The following is a 16,853-nucleotide window of genomic DNA, read 5'->3' on the forward strand; positions in this document are numbered from 1 at the left end:
CGGCAGTGAGGCTGGACCGCATGACCACCTCCGCATCCGCTCCGGCCCGCATCCGCATCGGCTCCGCGCCCGACTCCTGGGGGGTGTGGTTCCCCGACGATCCGCGGCAAGTGCCCTGGCACCGCTTCCTCGACGAGGTCTCCACCGCCGGTTACGAGTGGATCGAGCTCGGCCCGTACGGCTACCTCCCGACCGACCCGGCCCGCCTCACCGACGAGACCCGCAGCCGCGGGCTCACCGTTTCCGCAGGCACCGTTTTCACCGGATTGCACCACGGTCCGGGCGTCTGGGAACGGACCTGGGCGCATGTCGCGGACATCGCGGAACTCACCCGGGCGATGGGCGCGGAGCATCTCGTGGTCATCCCGTCCTTCTGGCGCGACGACAGGACGGGCGAGGTGCTGGAGGACCGCACCCTCACGGCGGAGCAGTGGAGTGACCTCACCACCCAGACCGAGCGGCTGGGCCGCGAGGTGCAGGACCGCTACGGCCTGCGCATCGTCGTCCACCCGCACGCCGACACCCACATCGACAGCGAGGAGAACGTCAGCCGCTTCCTCGACGCCACCGATCCCGCCCTGGTCTCGCTCTGCCTCGACACCGGGCACTACGCCTACTGCGGCGGCGACAGCGTCAGACTGATCGAGACCTACGGAGAGCGGATCGGCTATCTGCACCTCAAGCAGGTCGACCCGGAGATCCTGGCCGAAGTGGTCGCGAACGAGACGCCGTTCGGGCCCGCCGTGGCACGCGGGGTGATGTGCGAACCGCCGGGCGGGGTGCCCGCCCTCGCGCCCGTCCTGGACGCCGCCCGCCGACTGGACGTCGACCTGTTCGCGATCGTCGAGCAGGACATGTACCCGTGCCCGCCCGACCAGCCGTTCCCGATCGCCCGCCGGACCAGGGAGTTCCTGCGCTCCTGCGGCACAGGTCAGCGCTCCGGCACGCCTGACGGCTGAGGGCTGCCGGCCCCGCGCCGCACCGTGCCCCGGCTACAGGACGCGGCGGGGCGGGGCACCGAAACGGGCCAGGCAGTGCCAGACCTTCTTCAGGGACTGCGCCGCGTAACGGCCCGTGCGAGCGGCATCCCCGATGATCCGGGGATCGAGCAGCCCGCCCCGGGAGATCTCCGCGCCCAGATCGACGAACTCCTGTCCCCGGTAGTCCGCATGACGGCGCAGCTCCGCCACGGTCAGGCGGAATCCGCCGTGCCATTCCGTGCGGCAGGGCAGCCTCCGCGCGGCCTCCTCCACGGCGGTACCACGAAAGCTCGGGTCCAGGACCAGCGCCTCCAGGTGGCGATCGAGCAGGACCGGGCCGTGCACCTGCGCCTCGATGTAGTCGTCGAGCGCGTCCCGGCTGTCGGACTCCGCCAGGCCGATCAGGCGCATCCGGTCGGCCACGCCGAAATCCGACGGCTCGACGGCGCTGTCCGGGTAGCAGAAGGTGGCACGTTCCAGCACCTGCGCGGTCAGCCTGAAGTGCGCCGATCCGAACCGGGGCGCCGCCCCGGTCTCCTGACGCCGGAAGTTCAACGCCCCGTACACCGGCCGCTGCTCGCCGGGCACGCCGTCGTACGCGCCACCGAAGATCCGGCTCTCCCAGCGCCACCGGTCACCGCCCGGACGGGCCGTCAGCCCGCCGTTGCTGGTGCCGGTGACGAACTGCGAACGGTAGGCACCGTCCTGGGCGAGCCCGGCCAGGATCGGACGAGCGCCCGCCATCCGGTCCGGGTGGAAGTTGAGCGTCAGCGGCACGGAGCGGTCGAGCGGCTGCCCGGAGGAGAGGGAGGCCACGTGCCTCAGGGCGCGCACCTGCGCCGAGTCCGACGGCAGCGGGCGCGGGATCGCGAGCGCGAGCGGGAGCCGTGGTGGGTCCGACGGGTACGGGTGCAGTGGCGGGTGCGGGGGGAGCGGGTGCGGGGGGAGCGGGTGCGGGGGGAGCGGGTGCGGGGGGAGCGGGTGCGGGGGGAGCGGGTGCGGGGGGAGCGGGTGCGGGCGTGGTGGCTGCGGTGGGTGTGGTGAGCGTGGTGGGTGCGGTGAGCGTGGTGGGTTCGGTGGGTCGGCGGTCACGGGCGCAGTCTGGTCCAGCCCGGCCCGTCCGTGCCTCCGGTTTACGGGGCAGCCGGCTCGGCCGCCTGGACGGCCTCCGCGTCCTTCGACAGGTTCACCGCCTGGAGCAGGCTCAGTCCCCGCTCGGCCGTGCGCAGCGCCTTGACCCCGGCCACCGCGCCGGGCGGCCCGTCGTACCCGGCCGACGCCATCCTTCGCAGGGCCCAGCGGCCGCGCAGTTCCGCGTCAGGAACCGCACCGGCCTCGGCGGTGAGGGCCAGGGCCCTTTCCAGGCCGGGGCGCTCCTCGGCGGACGCGGTGTCCAGAGCACGCTGGAGCGCGGCGCTGATGTCGTCCGCCTCGCGCAGTACGAGGACGGCCATGTTCTGCTTCCCGAAACCAGTCATGAATCGATCATGCCCGGAGTCGGCATCGGTATGACCGGAGTTGAGGCACATCTGAGGGTGGGGGAGCCGGAACCCCTGCCCCTGGGAGGGGGCAATCTCCGCTTGCCCCATTGTTCTACTTCCGTCACATAGATCACTCCTTCGTCACAGATATCTCCGTTACGTGGGGTTTCCGTCACAGGCGCTCGACAGCCCCTTCCCACCTCTCCCCGCCCTCGTTCACCGGACACAGGCTGAGTGATCGTCAGCGTCCGTTCCGCGGCTCGCCCGACGGTCCCCGGGCTGCCGCCGCGGTGCAGAGAGGTGTCACTTATGACGGACAGAAGACTCTGGTCCTACAAGGACATTGCCGCGCACATCCGGGTGCAGCCGGACACCGTCCGCTCCTACCGCAAACACGGTCTCCTTCCGTCACCGGATCAGGTGGAGGGCGGCAAGCCCTACTGGTACGCGGACACCATCCGGGCCTGGGTCACCACCCGTCCCGGCAACCGGGGCCGCCGGGACTGACCCGCCCCGCGCCGCTCGGGCGCTCAGCGCGGGGGTTCGATGACCGTCACTCCGGCTGCCGGTGCCGTGCCCATCGCCGCGAGCGCCGCCGGGGCCGCGTCCAGCCCGATGGTGGAGGTCACCAGCAGGTCGGGGCGGAGGCTGCCGGAACGGACCATGTCCATCATCGGCGGGTAGGCGTGCGCGGCCATCCCGTGACTGCCGAGGAGCTCCAGCTCCAGGCCGATCACCCTCGCCATGGGGACGACGGGGTCACCGGCCGCCGACGGCAGCAGCCCGACCTGCACATGGCGCCCCTGGCGGCGCAGGCTCCGGACCGAGGCGGCACAGGTGACCGGTGACCCCAGGGCGTCGAGGGAGAGGTGGGCCCCGCCGCCCGTGAGTTCACGCACCGCCCCGTCGGTGCCCGCCGGATGTGCCGAGGCGTCCACGCACTCCGCCGCGCCGAACGTCCGGGCCAGCCGGAGGGCGTCGGGCGAGACGTCGACCGCGACGACCCGGGCGCCGCAGGCCACCGCGATCATCACGGCCGAGAGCCCGACCCCGCCGCAGCCGTGCACGGCGACCCATTCGCCCGGCGCCACCCGGCCACGCCCCACCACGGCCCGGAACGCCGTGGCGAACCGGCATCCCAGACCGGCCGCCGTGCCGAACGACATCCCGTCGGGGACGGGGACCAGATTGACGTCGGCCTGTTCCAGCGCGACGTACTCGGCGAACGAGCCCCAGTGGGTGAACCCCGGCTGGGTCTGCCGCTCGCAGACCTGCTGGGCCCCGGCCGCGCAGGCGGAGCAGCGGCCGCAGGCGCAGACGAAGGGCACGGTGACCCGGTCGCCCGGTCGTCGGCCGACCACGTCCTGGCCCACCGCTTCGACCACGCCGGCCAGTTCATGGCCGGGTACGTGCGGCAGGGTGATGTCCGGATCGTGGCCCATCCAGCCGTGCCAGTCGCTGCGGCACAACCCGGTGGCCTCCACCCGGACCACCACCCCCTGCCGGGAGGGGGTGGGATCCGCCACGTCCTGGACCCGGGCCTCCTTGCCGAACTCCTCGAACACCACTGCCCTCATACGCCCCGCCCCTCGCCCGCGCTCCGTTTTCCGGACGGCCGAATCTACGCTCCGCTCTACGCCCTGCCGGCCGTCACGCTGTCCCGCTCGTCCGCGGGCTCCGGTATCTCCTCGGTCGCCGGCTGTGCGGGCTCCCCCTCGCTCAGGCCGAATCTGCGGTGGAACGCCCGCAGCGGTGCCGGGGCCCACCAGGTCGCCCGGCCCATCAGCTTCATCACGCTCGGGACCAGCAGACTGCGCACGACCATGGCGTCCATCAGCACGGCCAGCGCGATGCCGAGGCCCAGCATCTTGGTGTTGGTCACCCGGGACGTGCCGATCGCGACCATCACCACGGCCAGGATCACGGCCGCGGCCGTGATCAGGCCGCCCGTGTGCCGCAGCCCGAAGGTGACCGACCGCTCGTGATCGCCCGTCCGGTCGTACTCCTCCTTGATCCGGGAGAGCAGGAACACCCCGTAGTCCATGGAGAGCCCGAAGGCGACGCAGAACATCAGCACCGGCAGCGTCGTCTCGATGTCCCCCGTGCTGGTGAAGGACAGCGGCCCGGAGAGATGGCCGTCCTGGAAGACCCAGACGACCGCTCCGAACATCGCCGTGAGGCTGAGGGCGTTGAGCACGACCGCCTGGAGGGGTATCAGCACGCTGCCGGTGAGCAGGAAGACCAGGAGCAGCGTGACCACGGCGATGATGCCCAGCGCCCAGGGCAGCCGGTCCGCGATGGCGGTCTTCGAATCGACCAGCACGGCCGCGGTACCGGTCACCGAGGTGTCGAAGGGAGCGGGCTCGGCCCGGAGATCCTTCACGAGCGCCTGGGACTCGTCCCCCACCGAATCCTCCTTCGGCAGCACGCTGAAGTAGGCCGAATTTCCCTCGACGACCGGGCCGTCGACCCGCTGGGCACCGGGGAGCGCCGCGATCCGGCTGCGGTACTCGGCGTACTGGGCCGGTGTCGCGGCCCCTTCCGCGAGGACTTCGAGGCCCCCGCCGGGGCTGCCGGGGAAGCCGTCCCTGATGTGCTGCTGGACCACGCGCGACTCGGCGGAGGCCGGCAGCTGGCGGTCGTCCGCCGTACCGAACTTCACCCCCAGGAACGGCAGCCCGAGGAGCACGAGCCCGACGCTCGTGACGACGGCGAAGAGCGGTGCCCTGCGCATCACCAGCGCGGCGAACCGGCCCCAGCCCCTGCCCGACCCGGTTGCGGAGGACGGCTCCGCCCGCCCCCGGCGCAGCAGCCCGCGCAGGTCCAGGGAGTTGACCCTCGGGCCGAGCAGCATCAGCGCGGCCGGGAGGAGGATGAGCGCGGCAGCGGCGGCGAGCAGCACCACGGCGATCCCCGCGTAGGCGAAGGAGCGCAGGAAGTACTGCGGGAAGACCAGCATCGCGGCGAGCGAGACCGCGACGGTCAGTGCGGAGAACAGCACGGTCCGCCCCGCGGTGCGCAGCGTCGTGCCCACCGCCGCCCGGACCTCCGCCCCGGCCGCCAGCTCCTCGCGGAACCGGCGCACGATGAACAGGGCGTAGTCGATGGCGAGCCCGAGGCCGAGTGCGGTGGTGAGGTTCTGGGCGAAGACCGAGACATCGGTGAATTCGGTGATCCCCCGCAGCACGGCGTTGGTGCCCAGGATCGCGACGATGCCGACGCCCAGCGGCAGCAGAGCCGCGATCGCGCTGCCGAAGACCATGACGAGCAGCACGAGCGTGACCGGCAGGGCGATCATCTCGGCCCGCAGCAGGTCGTCCTGGATGATCGTCTGCATCTCGTGCTTCACGGCGACGGGGCCACCGACCGAGACGACGACCGGTCCGTGCGCACCGCGGTACGTCGGGGCTATCCGGTCCAGGACCTCCCCCACCGCCTTCTCGTCGCCTTCGATCCGGGCCGCGATCAGTGCCTCCCGCCCGTCCTCGGCGCGCAGCGCGGGTGCCTTGCTCTGCCAGTACGAGCCGACGCCCGTGACATCCTTCTCGCCGGCCAGCCGCTCGGTGAGACGCGCCGCCTCCGCGGCCACGGCGGGATCGTCGACGGAGACACCGCCGCTGTCGAGGAGCAGCAGCAGATTCGGCTGGGACGCCGGGAACTCGCGCTCCAGCGCCTTGGTCGTATAGGTCGATTCGGCGTTCGGGGACTCCCAGCCACCGCTGCCCATCCGGTCGGCCACCCCACTGCCCGCGAAGACCGCGAGCGCAGTGATGACCAGTGCCGCCAGCAGCGCGAGCCGTGGCCGCGCGGTGACGAACCGGGTCCAGCCCCCGATGCGCTCCGGGCCGTTGACTTGAGGCATGGTGCGGTGTCCCCTTTTCCCCCGGATCCAGGCATCTGAGCGGCAGCGCGAGGCGGTCGCACAGGGCAGCATGGATCAGTCGTTGCCACATACACTGGGCAAACACGAGTCATCGCTCGCGTTCCACAAGAATGCGAGCGGCCACTCGTGTTTGTCAACCGCGCACGAAAGCTGGGGATACACCGTGTCGGAGGCCAGAACCGAGAGCACCGGAGGCGCAGAGGCCACGGAAGACACAGGGACCACGGGAGCCACAGACGCCACAGACGCCACAGACGCCACAGAAGACGCAACGGCCACCACAGGCGGGGCGGCCGACGCCGCCCCCGCCCGCCCTCGCCGCCGCCAGGCCCGGGGCGAGGCGCGCATCGCCCAGCTCCTCAAGGCGGCCTCCCGCGTCTTCTGCACGAACGGCTACACCGCCGCGAGCACCAACGCCATCGCCAGGGAAGCCGGCGTCTCACCGGGCACGCTCTACCAGTTCTTCCCCAACAAGGAAGCCATCGCGGTCGAGCTGGGCGACCAGCTGCTGAACCGCTGGCGGGAGACATACGGGGCCGCGTTCCTCCCGAACCACCTCGAACTCCCGCTGGACCGGATGCTCGACGCCATCCTCGATCCGCTCATCGAGTTCAACTGCGAGAACCCGGCCTTCACGGTCCTGATGCACGGCTCCGAGATCCCCGGCACGATCACGCAGGACCACGACGCCGTCCACACGACGATGCTCAGCCGGGTCGAGACGATCCTCACCGGCTACCTCCCGGACACCCCTCCCGCCGAGATCCACCGCGTCGCCACGATGATCTTCATCCTCTTCAAGGCGGGGCTGGACGTGATCATGGCGCACGAGGGTGCCGAGCGGGAGGCTTACACCAAGGAGCTGAAGACGGTCCTCTTCCGCTACGTCGAACCGATGGTCTGCGACGCCGCCCCCCTCACGGCACCTCGCGCCGCACCCTCCACCACCCCTCCCGCTCCCCCGAATGGCCGCTAGCGACCTCGGAACACTCGCGTTCATACCCCCTAGGGGTATAGTCTGATGAGTGTGGAGGCGCACCGGCCTTCCCGGAAACCTCCTGGGCCCCTGCCTCCACACCCACATGTGCCCGTCGAAGAGGAGAAAACGATGACCGCCGAGACCCAGCTCCCCCAGGCGACCGGCTCCTGCTGCTCGCCCAGCGGTTCCTGCCACGACGGCGCGAGCGCCGACGCGACGACGCAGGGCGGCGTGACCACGGTCTACCAGGTGACCGGCATGACCTGCGGCCACTGCGAGGGCGCCGTTTCCGCCGAGATCTCCGAGATCGAAGGGGTCACCTCCGTGAAGGCCGTGGCGTCCACCGGCCAGGTGACGGTGACCTCCCGGGCCCCGCTGGCCGAGGAGGCGGTACGCGCCGCCGTCGACGAGGCCGGTTACGAGCTCGCCGGCCAGGCCTGAGCACCCAGGGACCCGGTTCCCACCCGCGTCGCCCCTTCACAGCCGGGCCGGACCGACCAGCAGATACTGGTGGGGTACGGCCCGGTCGGCGTTTCAGGAGTTCGGACATGCACAGCGCGACAGAGACCCCGGCAGCGGAGAGCTCGGAGGCAGAGCTCGCGATCGGCGGGATGACGTGCGCCTCTTGCGCGGCCCGCGTCGAGAAGAAGCTGAACCGGATGGACGGGGTCACCGCCACCGTGAACTACGCCACCGAGAAGGCCCGGGTCGTCTTCGGCCCGGAGACCGGCGTCGCGGACCTGATCGCGACCGTCCGGAAGACGGGCTACACGGCGGAGCCGGTGCACCGCCCCGCACCGACCCCGCCGACGCCGCCCGCCCCCGCGTCGGGACCGTCGGCGGAGACCCCGGCCCCGCCCCCCACCGGCACCCCGGAAGCCGGCGAGGCCACGGAAGCCGGAGGAACCCGCGAAGTCCGTGGAGCGCGAGAAGCCCCGGAAGCCGGAGGAACCCGTGGAGCCCGAGAAGCCCCGGAAGCCACCACCGCCCCCGACGACTCCACTGACCCCGACAGCCCCACAAGCCCCGACGGCCCCGCCGCCGCCCTCGCCTCGCTGCGCCAGCGGCTCATCGTGTCGGCCGTCCTCGCCACCCCCGTCGTCCTGCTCGCGATGATCCCGGCCCTCCAGTTCGACAACTGGCAGTGGCTCTCCCTCACCCTGGCCGCCCCCGTCGTCGTCTGGGGCGGGCTGCCCTTCCACCGCGCGACCTGGACCAACCTCCGGCACGGCGCGGCCACCATGGACACGCTCGTCTCGGTCGGCACCCTCGCCGCCTTCGGCTGGTCGCTCTGGGCACTGTTCCTCGGCAATGCCGGGATGCCCCACATGCGGCACGGCTTCGACTTCACGGTCTCCCGCGCGGATGCCTCGTCCACGATCTATCTGGAGGTCGCCGCCGGAGTCGTCACGTTCATCCTGCTGGGCCGCTACCTGGAGGCCAGGTCCAAGCGGAAGGCGGGTTCCGCCCTGCGGGCGCTGATGCATCTGGGCGCCAGGGACGTCGCGGTCCTGCGGAACGGCGCCGAAGTGCGCATCCCTGTCGCCCGGCTCGCCGTCGGCGAGCGCTTCGTGGTCCGTCCCGGCGAGAAGATCGCCACCGACGGCACCGTCGTCGAGGGGAGCTCCGCGGTGGACGCGTCCATGCTCACCGGTGAGTCGGTCCCGGTCGACGTGGGTACCGGGGACTCCGTCACCGGCGCCACCGTGAACGTCTCCGGCCGGCTCGTCGTCGAGGCCACCCGGGTCGGCGCCGACACCCAGCTGGCCCGGATGGCCCGGCTCGTCGAGGACGCGCAGAACGGCAAGGCCGAGGTGCAGCGCCTCGCCGACCGGATCTCCGCGGTCTTCGTCCCCGTGGTCCTGCTGATCGCCCTGGTCACCCTGGTCGCCTGGCTGCTGATCGCGGACGACGTGACGGCCGCGTTCACCGCCGCCGTCGCCGTACTGATCATCGCCTGCCCCTGCGCCCTCGGCCTCGCCACACCCACCGCCCTCATGGTCGGCACCGGACGCGGCGCCCAGCTCGGCATCCTGATCAAGGGCCCCGAAGTCCTGGAGACCACCCGCCGCGTCGACACCATCGTCCTCGACAAGACCGGCACCGTCACCACCGGCAAAATGACCCTCCAGGCCGTCCACACCGCCCCCCACACCACCGAAACCGACGTACTGCGCCTCGCCGGCGCCCTGGAACACGCCTCCGAACACCCCATCGCCCAGGCCGTCGCCACCGGAGCCACCGAACGCACCACCGGCCCCCTCCCCACCCCCGAGGACTTCACCAACGTCCCCGGACTCGGCGTCCAGGGCATCGTCGAGGGCCACGCCGTCCTCGTCGGCCGCGAAAAACTGCTCACCGAGTGGGAGATCCACCTCCCCGCGGAACTGGCGCGCAAAAAGGCCGAAGCCGAGACCGCGGGACGCACAGCCATCACCGTCGCCTGGGACGGCGAAGCACGCGCCGTCCTCGAAGTCGCCGACGCCGTCAAGGACACCAGCGCCGAAGCCATCAAGAAGCTCCGCGCACTCGGCCTCACCCCCATCCTCCTCACCGGCGACAACCGCGCCGTGGCCGAGTCCGTGGCCCGCGCGGTCGGGATCGACGAGGTGCGGGCCGAGGTGCTTCCGGAGGAGAAGGCGCACGTCATCGAGGGGTTGCAGGCCGAGGGGCATGCCGTCGCGATGGTCGGCGACGGGGTCAACGACGCCGCCGCACTGGCCACCGCCGACCTCGGTCTGGCGATGGGCACCGGCACGGACGCGGCCATCGAAGCGAGCGATCTGACGCTCGTTCGTGGAGATCTCAAGGTGGCCGCCGATGCCATCCGGCTCTCCCGGCGGACCCTGGCCACCATCAGGGGCAACCTTTTCTGGGCATTCGGTTACAACGTTGCTGCTCTACCCCTTGCGGCATTTGGCCTGCTCAACCCTATGATTGCGGGAGCGGCGATGGCCATGTCATCGGTCTTCGTCGTAACGAACAGCCTGCGCTTGAGGTCCTTCACGTAATTTCCACAAAGAGATCTAGATCACACCGATTATGGGGTAACCATTCGGTGGGTTCGCGAGTCTAAGAGTGCGATGCCAAGGATGTCTTGGGGGACGTCCGACGGAACGTCTTGGGGGACGGTCCGGGCAAGCGTTGGCCGGGGCACGTGCACCGGGGAGCTTTGAGCGGCCCTCCCGTCGGTACGTACCCCGGCAGACCGCCGGCAGGCTGTACGCAGGATGGCTGTACAAGAGGTAAGCGCAGGACACGCAGTACCCGAGGAACACCCAGGAGCTTCGGCTCCCACTGAACGCCCGGCCGGATCCCGTGGGGGGAATCCGCTCCGGGATATGGGAAGCGCCTCGCTGTCGGCCCGTGGGGGGATCGATGGCGGGGCGCTTCTCGCATGTCGGGACGGATCACGGCCGGGCCGCGCCGCCCAGGCGATGACGGTGCGTCCGGGGTGGTGCGTCAGGGGTGGTGCGTCCGGTGGTGGTGCGTCCGGTGGTGGTGCCGTCCGGGCAAGCAAATCGCCCCGGACACCGCGCTCTGTGCGAAAGCGCGGCAGTCGGGGCGAAGGCAACCGGCCGAGTAGGCCCGGGGTGACGCAGGGGTGGTCCGGGGCTCAGCGGCCCTCGACCGGGACGAAGTCGCGCAGGACCTCGCCGGTGTAGATCTGGCGCGGGCGGCCGATGCGGGAACCCGGCTCCTTGATCATCTCGTGCCACTGGGCGATCCAGCCCGGCAGCCGGCCGATCGCGAAGAGCACCGTGAACATCTCGCTCGGGAAGCCCATGGCCCGGTAGATCAGGCCGGTGTAGAAGTCCACGTTGGGGTAGAGGTTGCGCGAGACGAAGTACTCGTCGGAGAGCGCGTGCTCCTCCAGCTTGAGCGCGATGTCGAGCAGCTCGTCGGACTTGCCGAGCGAGGACAGCACATCGTGGGCCGCGGCCTTGATGATCTTGGCGCGCGGGTCGAAGGACTTGTACACCCGGTGGCCGAAGCCCATCAGGCGGACGCCGTCCTCCTTGTTCTTCACCTTGTTGATGAAGGAGTCGACGTCGCCACCGTTGGCCTGGATGCCTTCGAGCATCTCCAGCACCGACTGGTTGGCGCCACCGTGCAGGGGGCCCCACAGCGCCGAGATACCGGCGGAGATCGAGGCGAACATGTTCGCCTGCGAGGAGCCGACCAGACGCACGGTGGAGGTCGAACAGTTCTGCTCGTGGTCCGCGTGCAGGATGAGCAGCTTCTCCAGCGCCGAGACGACGACCGGGTCCGGCACGTACTCCTGGGCCGGGACCGAGAAGGTCATGCGCAGGAAGTTCTCGACGTAACCGAGGTCGTTGCGCGGGTAGACGAACGGGTGACCGATCGACTTCTTGTACGCGTACGCCGCGATGGTCGGCAGCTTGGCCAGCAGCCGGATCGTCGAGAGGTGACGCTGCTCCTCGTCGAACGGGTTGTGGCTGTCCTGGTAGAACGTGGACAGCGCGCTGACGACCGACGACAGCATGGCCATCGGGTGGGCGTCGCGCGGGAAGCCGTCGAAGAACCGCTTGACGTCCTCGTGCAGCAGCGTGTGCTGGGTGATCTCGTTCTTGAAGGCCGACAGCTCGTCGACCTTCGGAAGCTCACCGTTGATGAGCGTGTACGCGACTTCGAGGAACGTCGATTGCTCGGCGAGCTGCTCGATCGGGAAGCCGCGGTACCGCAGGATGCCCTGCTCGCCATCGAGGTAGGTGATGGCAGATTTATACGCAGCGGTGTTGCCGTATCCGCTGTCCAGCGTCACCAGGCCGGTGTTCGCCCGGAGCTTCCCGATGTCGAAGCCCTTGTCGCCGACGGTGCTGTCGATCACCGGGTAGGTGTACTCGTCATCGCCGTACCGCAGTACTACAGAGTTGTCGCTCACGTCATCCCTCACCGACGTAGTGCCTCTTCTTCGAGGTTCCCTGACTGTCTCTACCCTCCCCCATTTGGCTCAGGAGAGTGCACTCGGGGTCGTCCATTGGACCTACTCGCGGCACTGAGTGCCGCGAACTTATTCATCCTGCCCCCTTGACTGCGGTTCCGGAAGCCCTCCGTGATGTTTCCCACCGATTTGATCGATCATTTTTTCGGCGGATCCTCCTTCCGTACCTCCCCGCAGCCGGTAATCCAGCGCTGTACAACGCCTGCCTGCGGAAACCGTGCGGACCGCCTGCCCGATCGCCTGCCGGGAGCCGACCAGCACGACGAGCTTCTTGGCCCTCGTCACAGCCGTGTAGAGCAGGTTCCGCTGGAGCATCATCCAGGCGCTCTTGGTGACCGGAATGACGACGGCCGGGTACTCGCTGCCCTGGGAGCGGTGGATCGTCATGGCGTAGGCGTGGGACAGCTCGTCGAGCTCGTCGAAGTCGTAACCGATCTCCTCGTCCTCGTCCGTGAGCACGGTCAGCTTCTGCTCGTCGACGTCGAGGGCGGTGACCACGCCGACCGTGCCGTTGAAGACGCCGTTCTCGCCCTTGTCATAGTTGTTGCGGATCTGGGTGACCTTGTCGCCCACCCGGAACACCCGGCCGCCGAACCGCTTCTCGGGCAGATCGGGGCGGGCGGGCGTGATGGCCTGCTGGAGCAGACCGTTGAGATGGCCCGCACCGGCCGGTCCGCGGTGCATCGGAGCGAGTACCTGCACGTCACGGCGGGGGTTCAGACCGAACTTCGCGGGGATGCGGCGGGCCGCGACATCGACCGCGAGCACGCCCGCGTCCTCCGTCTCGTCCGCCACGAAGAGGAAGAAGTCGCTGAGCCCCTGGGTGAGCGGCGGTACGCCGGAGTTGATCCGGTGGGCGTTGGTGACGACGCCGGACTGCTGGGCCTGGCGGAAGATGGTGGTCAGCCGGACCGCCGGGACGGGTCCGCCGTCGGCGAGCAGATCCCGCAGCACCTCCCCCGCGCCGACCGACGGGAGCTGGTCGACGTCCCCGACGAGCAGCAGGTGGGCACCGGGTGCCACCGCCTTGACGAGCTTGTTGGCGAGCAGCAGATCGAGCATCGACGCCTCGTCGACGACGACCAGATCGGCGTCCAGCGGGCGGTCCCGGTCGTACGCCGCGTCGCCGCCCGGCTTCAGTTCGAGCAGCCGGTGCACGGTGGAGGCCTCGGCCCCGGTCAGCTCGGAGAGCCGCTTCGCCGCCCGGCCGGTCGGTGCGGCGAGCACCACCTTGGCCTTCTTGGCGCGGGCCAGTTCCACGATGGACCGGACGGTGAACGACTTCCCGCAGCCGGGCCCACCGGTCAGCACGGCGACCTTCCGGCTGAGCGCGAGCCGCACGGCGGCCTCCTGCTCGGGCGCCAGCTTCGCTCCGGTGCGGCCCGCGAGCCACTTCAGGGCCTTCTCCCAGTCCACGTCGCCGAAGGCCGGCATCCGCTCCTCCGGCGTCCGCAGCAGCCTGCGCACCTGGGCGGCGAGGGCGATCTCGGCCCGGTGGAAGGGCACCAGATAGACGGCGGTGACCTGCTCGCCGCCCTCGGGCGAGGGCACCTTCTCCCGTACGACGCCCTCCGGGTCCTCGGCCAGTTCGGCGAGGCACTCGATGACCAGCCCGGTGTCCACCTGGAGCAGCTTCACCCCGTCGGCGATCAGCCGCTCCTCGGGGAGGAAGCAGTGGCCCTGGTCGGTGGACTGCGACAGCGCGTACTGGAGTCCGGCCTTGACCCGCTCCGGGCTGTCGTGCGGGATGCCGACCGCCTGGGCGATCTTGTCGGCGGTGAGGAAGCCGATGCCCCAGACGTCGGCGGCCAGCCGGTAGGGCTGGTTCTTCACGACGGAGATCGAGGCGTCGTCGTACTTCTTGTAGATACGGACGGCGATGGAGGTCGAGACGCCGACGCCCTGGAGGAAGACCATGACCTCCTTGATCGCCTTCTGCTCCTCCCAGGCGGCGGCGATCATCTTCGTCCGCTTCGGGCCGAGGCCGGGCACCTCGACGAGGCGCTTGGGCTGCTGCTCGATGATGTCGAGGGTGTCCACGCCGAAGTGGGTGGTGATCCGGTCGGCCATCACCGGACCGATGCCCTTGATCAGGCCGGAGCCGAGGTAGCGGCGGATGCCCTGGATGGTGGCGGGGAGGATCGTCGTGTAGTTCTCGACGGTGAACTGCTTGCCGTACTGGGAGTGCGAGCCCCAACGCCCCTCCATCCGCAGCGACTCGCCGGGCTGTGCGCCCAGCAGCGAGCCGACCACGGTGAGCAGATCGTTGGCGCCGCGTCCGGTGTCGACGCGGGCGACCGTGTACCCGTTCTCCTCGTTGGCGTAGGTGATCCGCTCAAGAACCCCTTCGAGGACGGCCATGTTCGGTGTGGACGACGCCGTGGAGGACATGGTGGACATGCCCGTGACGCTACCGGGTGGCGCTGACATCACGCGGTCCGGTATCCGGCCGAAAGCCCTTGCGGGGAACCGGCGGTGCACGCCCTGCCGTCGGAGAGGGCAGCTGAGTGACCACGACGACGAAGTAGTGGGGGCTACGGCATGAGTACGGGGGACGACGACTGCGGGGACGACGCAAGCCTGGAGGAGAGTGCGGAGGAACCGCCGGAGGCGCCGATGAAACGGCCGACCGTCCAGGAGTGGCTGGTGATCCTCGGGGCTCCCCTTGCGATCTGCGCTGTCGTGGCGCTGCCCTTCCGCTCGGCCCTGTACGTGCTGTTCGCGGGGAGGTCCGCGACACTTGCCTCCACATGGAGCTGCAGCGAGGGAACCGGTGTGACGGCGCCGGCCCCGTCCTGCGAAGCGTCGTGGGAGTTCCCCGACGGCAGCACCGGTGCCGGGACGGTCCACTCCGCGTCGGCCGGCTCCGGCGACACCGTGCTCGCGGCCGGCGACGGGGCCTACACCTCCCTCGCCTCGGTGTGGAACTCGGCGTGGTTCTACTTCTTCCTCGTGGCGGTGTCGGTGGTGGCGACAGCGATCACCTGGGTCAGCCACTACCGGCAGGACCAGCGGGAGCGGACACGGCGGCTGCGGGAACCGTTCGAGTACGTCCCCGGGTACCTGGCCTTCGCCGACGACCCGGACGAGACCCCAGAGGGCCACGGGGCGGAGACCCAAGGCCCTCCGTGACGTCCGACCCGGTGAAATGCCTGACCGCGCGCGGTGCGGTGCGGTCAGCCTGCCACCGCGGTGAGGGAGCGGTGGTGCTTCGGGGTCTCGATCTCGTCGATCAGCGCGACCGCGAGGTCCGCATAGGAGAAGGAGGGGGCGCCGTCGGCCATCACCTGCTCGCCGCCCGCCCGGTACCGGCCGGTGCGCGGGGCCTCGTCGTCCAGCATCACGGGCGGCGGGGCGATGACGAGCCAGTCGATGTCCGTCTCCGCGGCGCGGAGCACGTCGAGTTCGGCGGAGTGCCCGAGCGAGAAGGCCCGCGCCTCCTCGGGGAAACCGGGAGCGTCGTGGACGGCCACGCCGGGCGCGGTCTCCAGGACGGACCCGATGCCGATGAGCACCAGCCGCCCGACGCCCGCCCGCGCCAGCCCGTCCAGCAGGGCGTGCGCCGCGCTCACGTAGAAGTCCCGCGACGGCACGTCCATCCGGCCGGCCGCGCTGATCGCGGCATCGTGCCCCGCCGCGGCCTCCGCGACACTGTCCGCCCGGGTGACATCACCGGCGACGACGCTGACGCCGTCACCGGTCGGCCCCGTGTACGCGGCCACGTCCCGCACCACGGCTGTGACCTGATGCCCACGGGCGACGGCCTCCGCGACCGCCCGCCGCCCGGCCCGTCCACCGGCTCCGAAGACAACGATCCTGCTGCTCATGGGGTTCCCCTCGCCAAGGCCGGCGGACCGCCGGCCGATGCCCCGGACGCTAGCCGCGGACCCCATGGTTTCCGCAACGATAGTTACGTACGCTCGCCAGGGTGAGCCAACCACTTGATCCCGAAATGTTCATGGACTGCTCCCCCACCACTCCGCTGATCCAGCTCGGCGGAAAATGGACCGCGAAGATCATCAGGTGCCTCGAACCCGGCGCCCGCCGGTTCTCCGAACTCCAGGTCCCGTTGCGCGGCATCACGCCGAAGGTCCTGACGGAGACACTGCGCGCGATGGAACGGGACGGACTGATCACCCGCACCGCCCACGGCGGCATCCCGCCGCGCGTCGACTACGAACTGACCGCGCTCGGCCGGTCGTTGCTCGCCCCGATGGCCGCCTGCTGCGCGTGGGCGGGGGCGCATCTGCCGGAGCTGCTGGAGGCACGGGACGCGTACGAGGGGGTGGCCGCCGCGTCGGTGCCGCAGGACGGGCCGGGTGGTCCGTGATACCGACGGGGCCTGCGACCGCCGCCACGCCCACGCCGAAGGCGCCCGGCCCGGCGCCCCTGACGCTCTCCGGGCCGCCGACCGGTTCCAGCTGTGGCAGGGCCTGGGCAGCAGCCTCCTGGGGCCCGGCGAGTACGGCCAACGCTCGCCCACCGTCCGGTGATTGCCCGTCGGGCCAGGGGGAGTGGAGCGCCACCGCTCCAAGTCGTACACCTTGATCCTTTTTTGAGCGAC

15 protein-coding genes are annotated in these 16,853 nt (G+C 70.5%); 8 read left to right on the top strand and 7 right to left on the bottom strand.

Going from position 1 to position 16,853, the window contains the following annotated elements:
- The first annotated feature begins 20 nt into the window (after positions 1-20).
- Positions 21-959, top strand: coding sequence for a sugar phosphate isomerase/epimerase family protein (locus ACIO3R_RS01830; protein WP_385032243.1), 939 nt, complete (start codon positions 21-23; stop codon positions 957-959).
- Between the two features lie 33 nt (positions 960-992).
- Here ACIO3R_RS01830 and ACIO3R_RS01835 read toward each other — a convergent pair whose 3' ends face one another.
- Together ACIO3R_RS01835 and ACIO3R_RS01840 are read right to left on the bottom strand one after the other, a co-directional pair.
- On the bottom strand, positions 993-1,796 hold the full coding sequence (locus ACIO3R_RS01835; RefSeq protein ID WP_385032240.1) for a DUF3626 domain-containing protein: 804 nt from the start codon (positions 1,794-1,796) through the stop codon (positions 993-995).
- Between the two features lie 317 nt (positions 1,797-2,113).
- A complete protein-coding gene (locus ACIO3R_RS01840) occupies positions 2,114-2,458 on the bottom strand; it encodes a hypothetical protein (RefSeq protein ID WP_402102279.1) in 345 nt (114 codons plus the stop codon).
- A gap of 312 nt (positions 2,459-2,770) precedes the next feature.
- Here ACIO3R_RS01840 and ACIO3R_RS01845 point away from each other — a divergent pair, with 312 nt between their 5' ends.
- A complete protein-coding gene (locus ACIO3R_RS01845) occupies positions 2,771-2,968 on the top strand; it encodes a helix-turn-helix transcriptional regulator (protein WP_402102282.1) in 198 nt (65 codons plus the stop codon).
- 23 nt (positions 2,969-2,991) lie between these two features.
- Here the strand turns inward: ACIO3R_RS01845 and ACIO3R_RS01850 are convergent, their stop codons facing one another.
- Together ACIO3R_RS01850 and ACIO3R_RS01855 are read right to left on the bottom strand one after the other, a co-directional pair.
- Positions 2,992-4,038, bottom strand: coding sequence for a zinc-dependent alcohol dehydrogenase family protein (locus ACIO3R_RS01850; protein WP_402102285.1), 1,047 nt, complete (start codon positions 4,036-4,038; stop codon positions 2,992-2,994).
- Positions 4,039-4,094: 56 nt separating this feature from the next.
- A complete protein-coding gene (locus ACIO3R_RS01855; protein WP_402102288.1) occupies positions 4,095-6,323 on the bottom strand; it encodes an MMPL family transporter in 2,229 nt (742 codons plus the stop codon).
- A 184-nt stretch (positions 6,324-6,507) separates the two neighbouring features.
- Between ACIO3R_RS01855 and ACIO3R_RS01860 the strand changes: the two genes are divergently transcribed.
- From ACIO3R_RS01860 to ACIO3R_RS01870, 3 genes are all read left to right on the top strand, one after another.
- Positions 6,508-7,320, top strand: a complete 813-nt coding sequence (locus ACIO3R_RS01860; protein WP_402102290.1) for a TetR/AcrR family transcriptional regulator — start codon at positions 6,508-6,510, stop codon at positions 7,318-7,320.
- A 132-nt stretch (positions 7,321-7,452) separates the two neighbouring features.
- Entirely contained in the window at positions 7,453-7,764 is a 312-nt protein-coding gene (locus ACIO3R_RS01865) for a heavy-metal-associated domain-containing protein (protein WP_385032223.1), read from the top strand.
- A 107-nt stretch (positions 7,765-7,871) separates the two neighbouring features.
- Complete coding sequence (locus ACIO3R_RS01870) at positions 7,872-10,334, top strand: heavy metal translocating P-type ATPase (RefSeq protein WP_402102294.1); 2,463 nt, start codon at positions 7,872-7,874, stop codon at positions 10,332-10,334.
- 605 nt (positions 10,335-10,939) lie between these two features.
- Here the strand turns inward: ACIO3R_RS01870 and ACIO3R_RS01875 are convergent.
- The gene (locus tag ACIO3R_RS01875) at positions 10,940-12,229 is read right to left on the bottom strand and encodes a citrate synthase (RefSeq protein ID WP_385031263.1); all 1,290 of its coding nucleotides are present in this window, start codon (positions 12,227-12,229) and stop codon (positions 10,940-10,942) included.
- A gap of 129 nt (positions 12,230-12,358) precedes the next feature.
- Positions 12,359-14,680, bottom strand: a complete 2,322-nt coding sequence (locus tag ACIO3R_RS01880) for an ATP-dependent RecD-like DNA helicase (RefSeq protein WP_402102937.1) — start codon at positions 14,678-14,680, stop codon at positions 12,359-12,361.
- Positions 14,681-14,830: 150 nt separating this feature from the next.
- Here ACIO3R_RS01880 and ACIO3R_RS01885 point away from each other — a divergent pair, with 150 nt between their 5' ends.
- Positions 14,831-15,421 (top strand): hypothetical protein, encoded by a 591-nt coding sequence (locus ACIO3R_RS01885; RefSeq protein WP_402102297.1) that lies wholly within the window; start codon positions 14,831-14,833, stop codon positions 15,419-15,421.
- 44 nt (positions 15,422-15,465) lie between these two features.
- Here ACIO3R_RS01885 and ACIO3R_RS01890 read toward each other — a convergent pair whose 3' ends face one another.
- The gene (locus tag ACIO3R_RS01890) at positions 15,466-16,116 is read right to left on the bottom strand and encodes an NAD(P)H-binding protein (protein WP_363023448.1); all 651 of its coding nucleotides are present in this window, start codon (positions 16,114-16,116) and stop codon (positions 15,466-15,468) included.
- A gap of 101 nt (positions 16,117-16,217) precedes the next feature.
- Here ACIO3R_RS01890 and ACIO3R_RS01895 point away from each other — a divergent pair, with 101 nt between their 5' ends.
- Complete coding sequence (locus ACIO3R_RS01895; protein ID WP_385344785.1) at positions 16,218-16,619, top strand: winged helix-turn-helix transcriptional regulator; 402 nt, start codon at positions 16,218-16,220, stop codon at positions 16,617-16,619.
- A complete protein-coding gene (locus ACIO3R_RS01900; RefSeq protein WP_402102301.1) occupies positions 16,609-16,782 on the top strand; it encodes a hypothetical protein in 174 nt (57 codons plus the stop codon). The genes ACIO3R_RS01895 and ACIO3R_RS01900 overlap by 11 nt, the downstream gene beginning before the upstream one ends.
- The last annotated feature ends 71 nt before the right edge of the window (positions 16,783-16,853 follow it).

Source organism: Streptomyces sp. NPDC087428 (assembly GCF_044744085.1).
Lineage (GTDB): Bacteria > Actinomycetota > Actinomycetes > Streptomycetales > Streptomycetaceae > Streptomyces.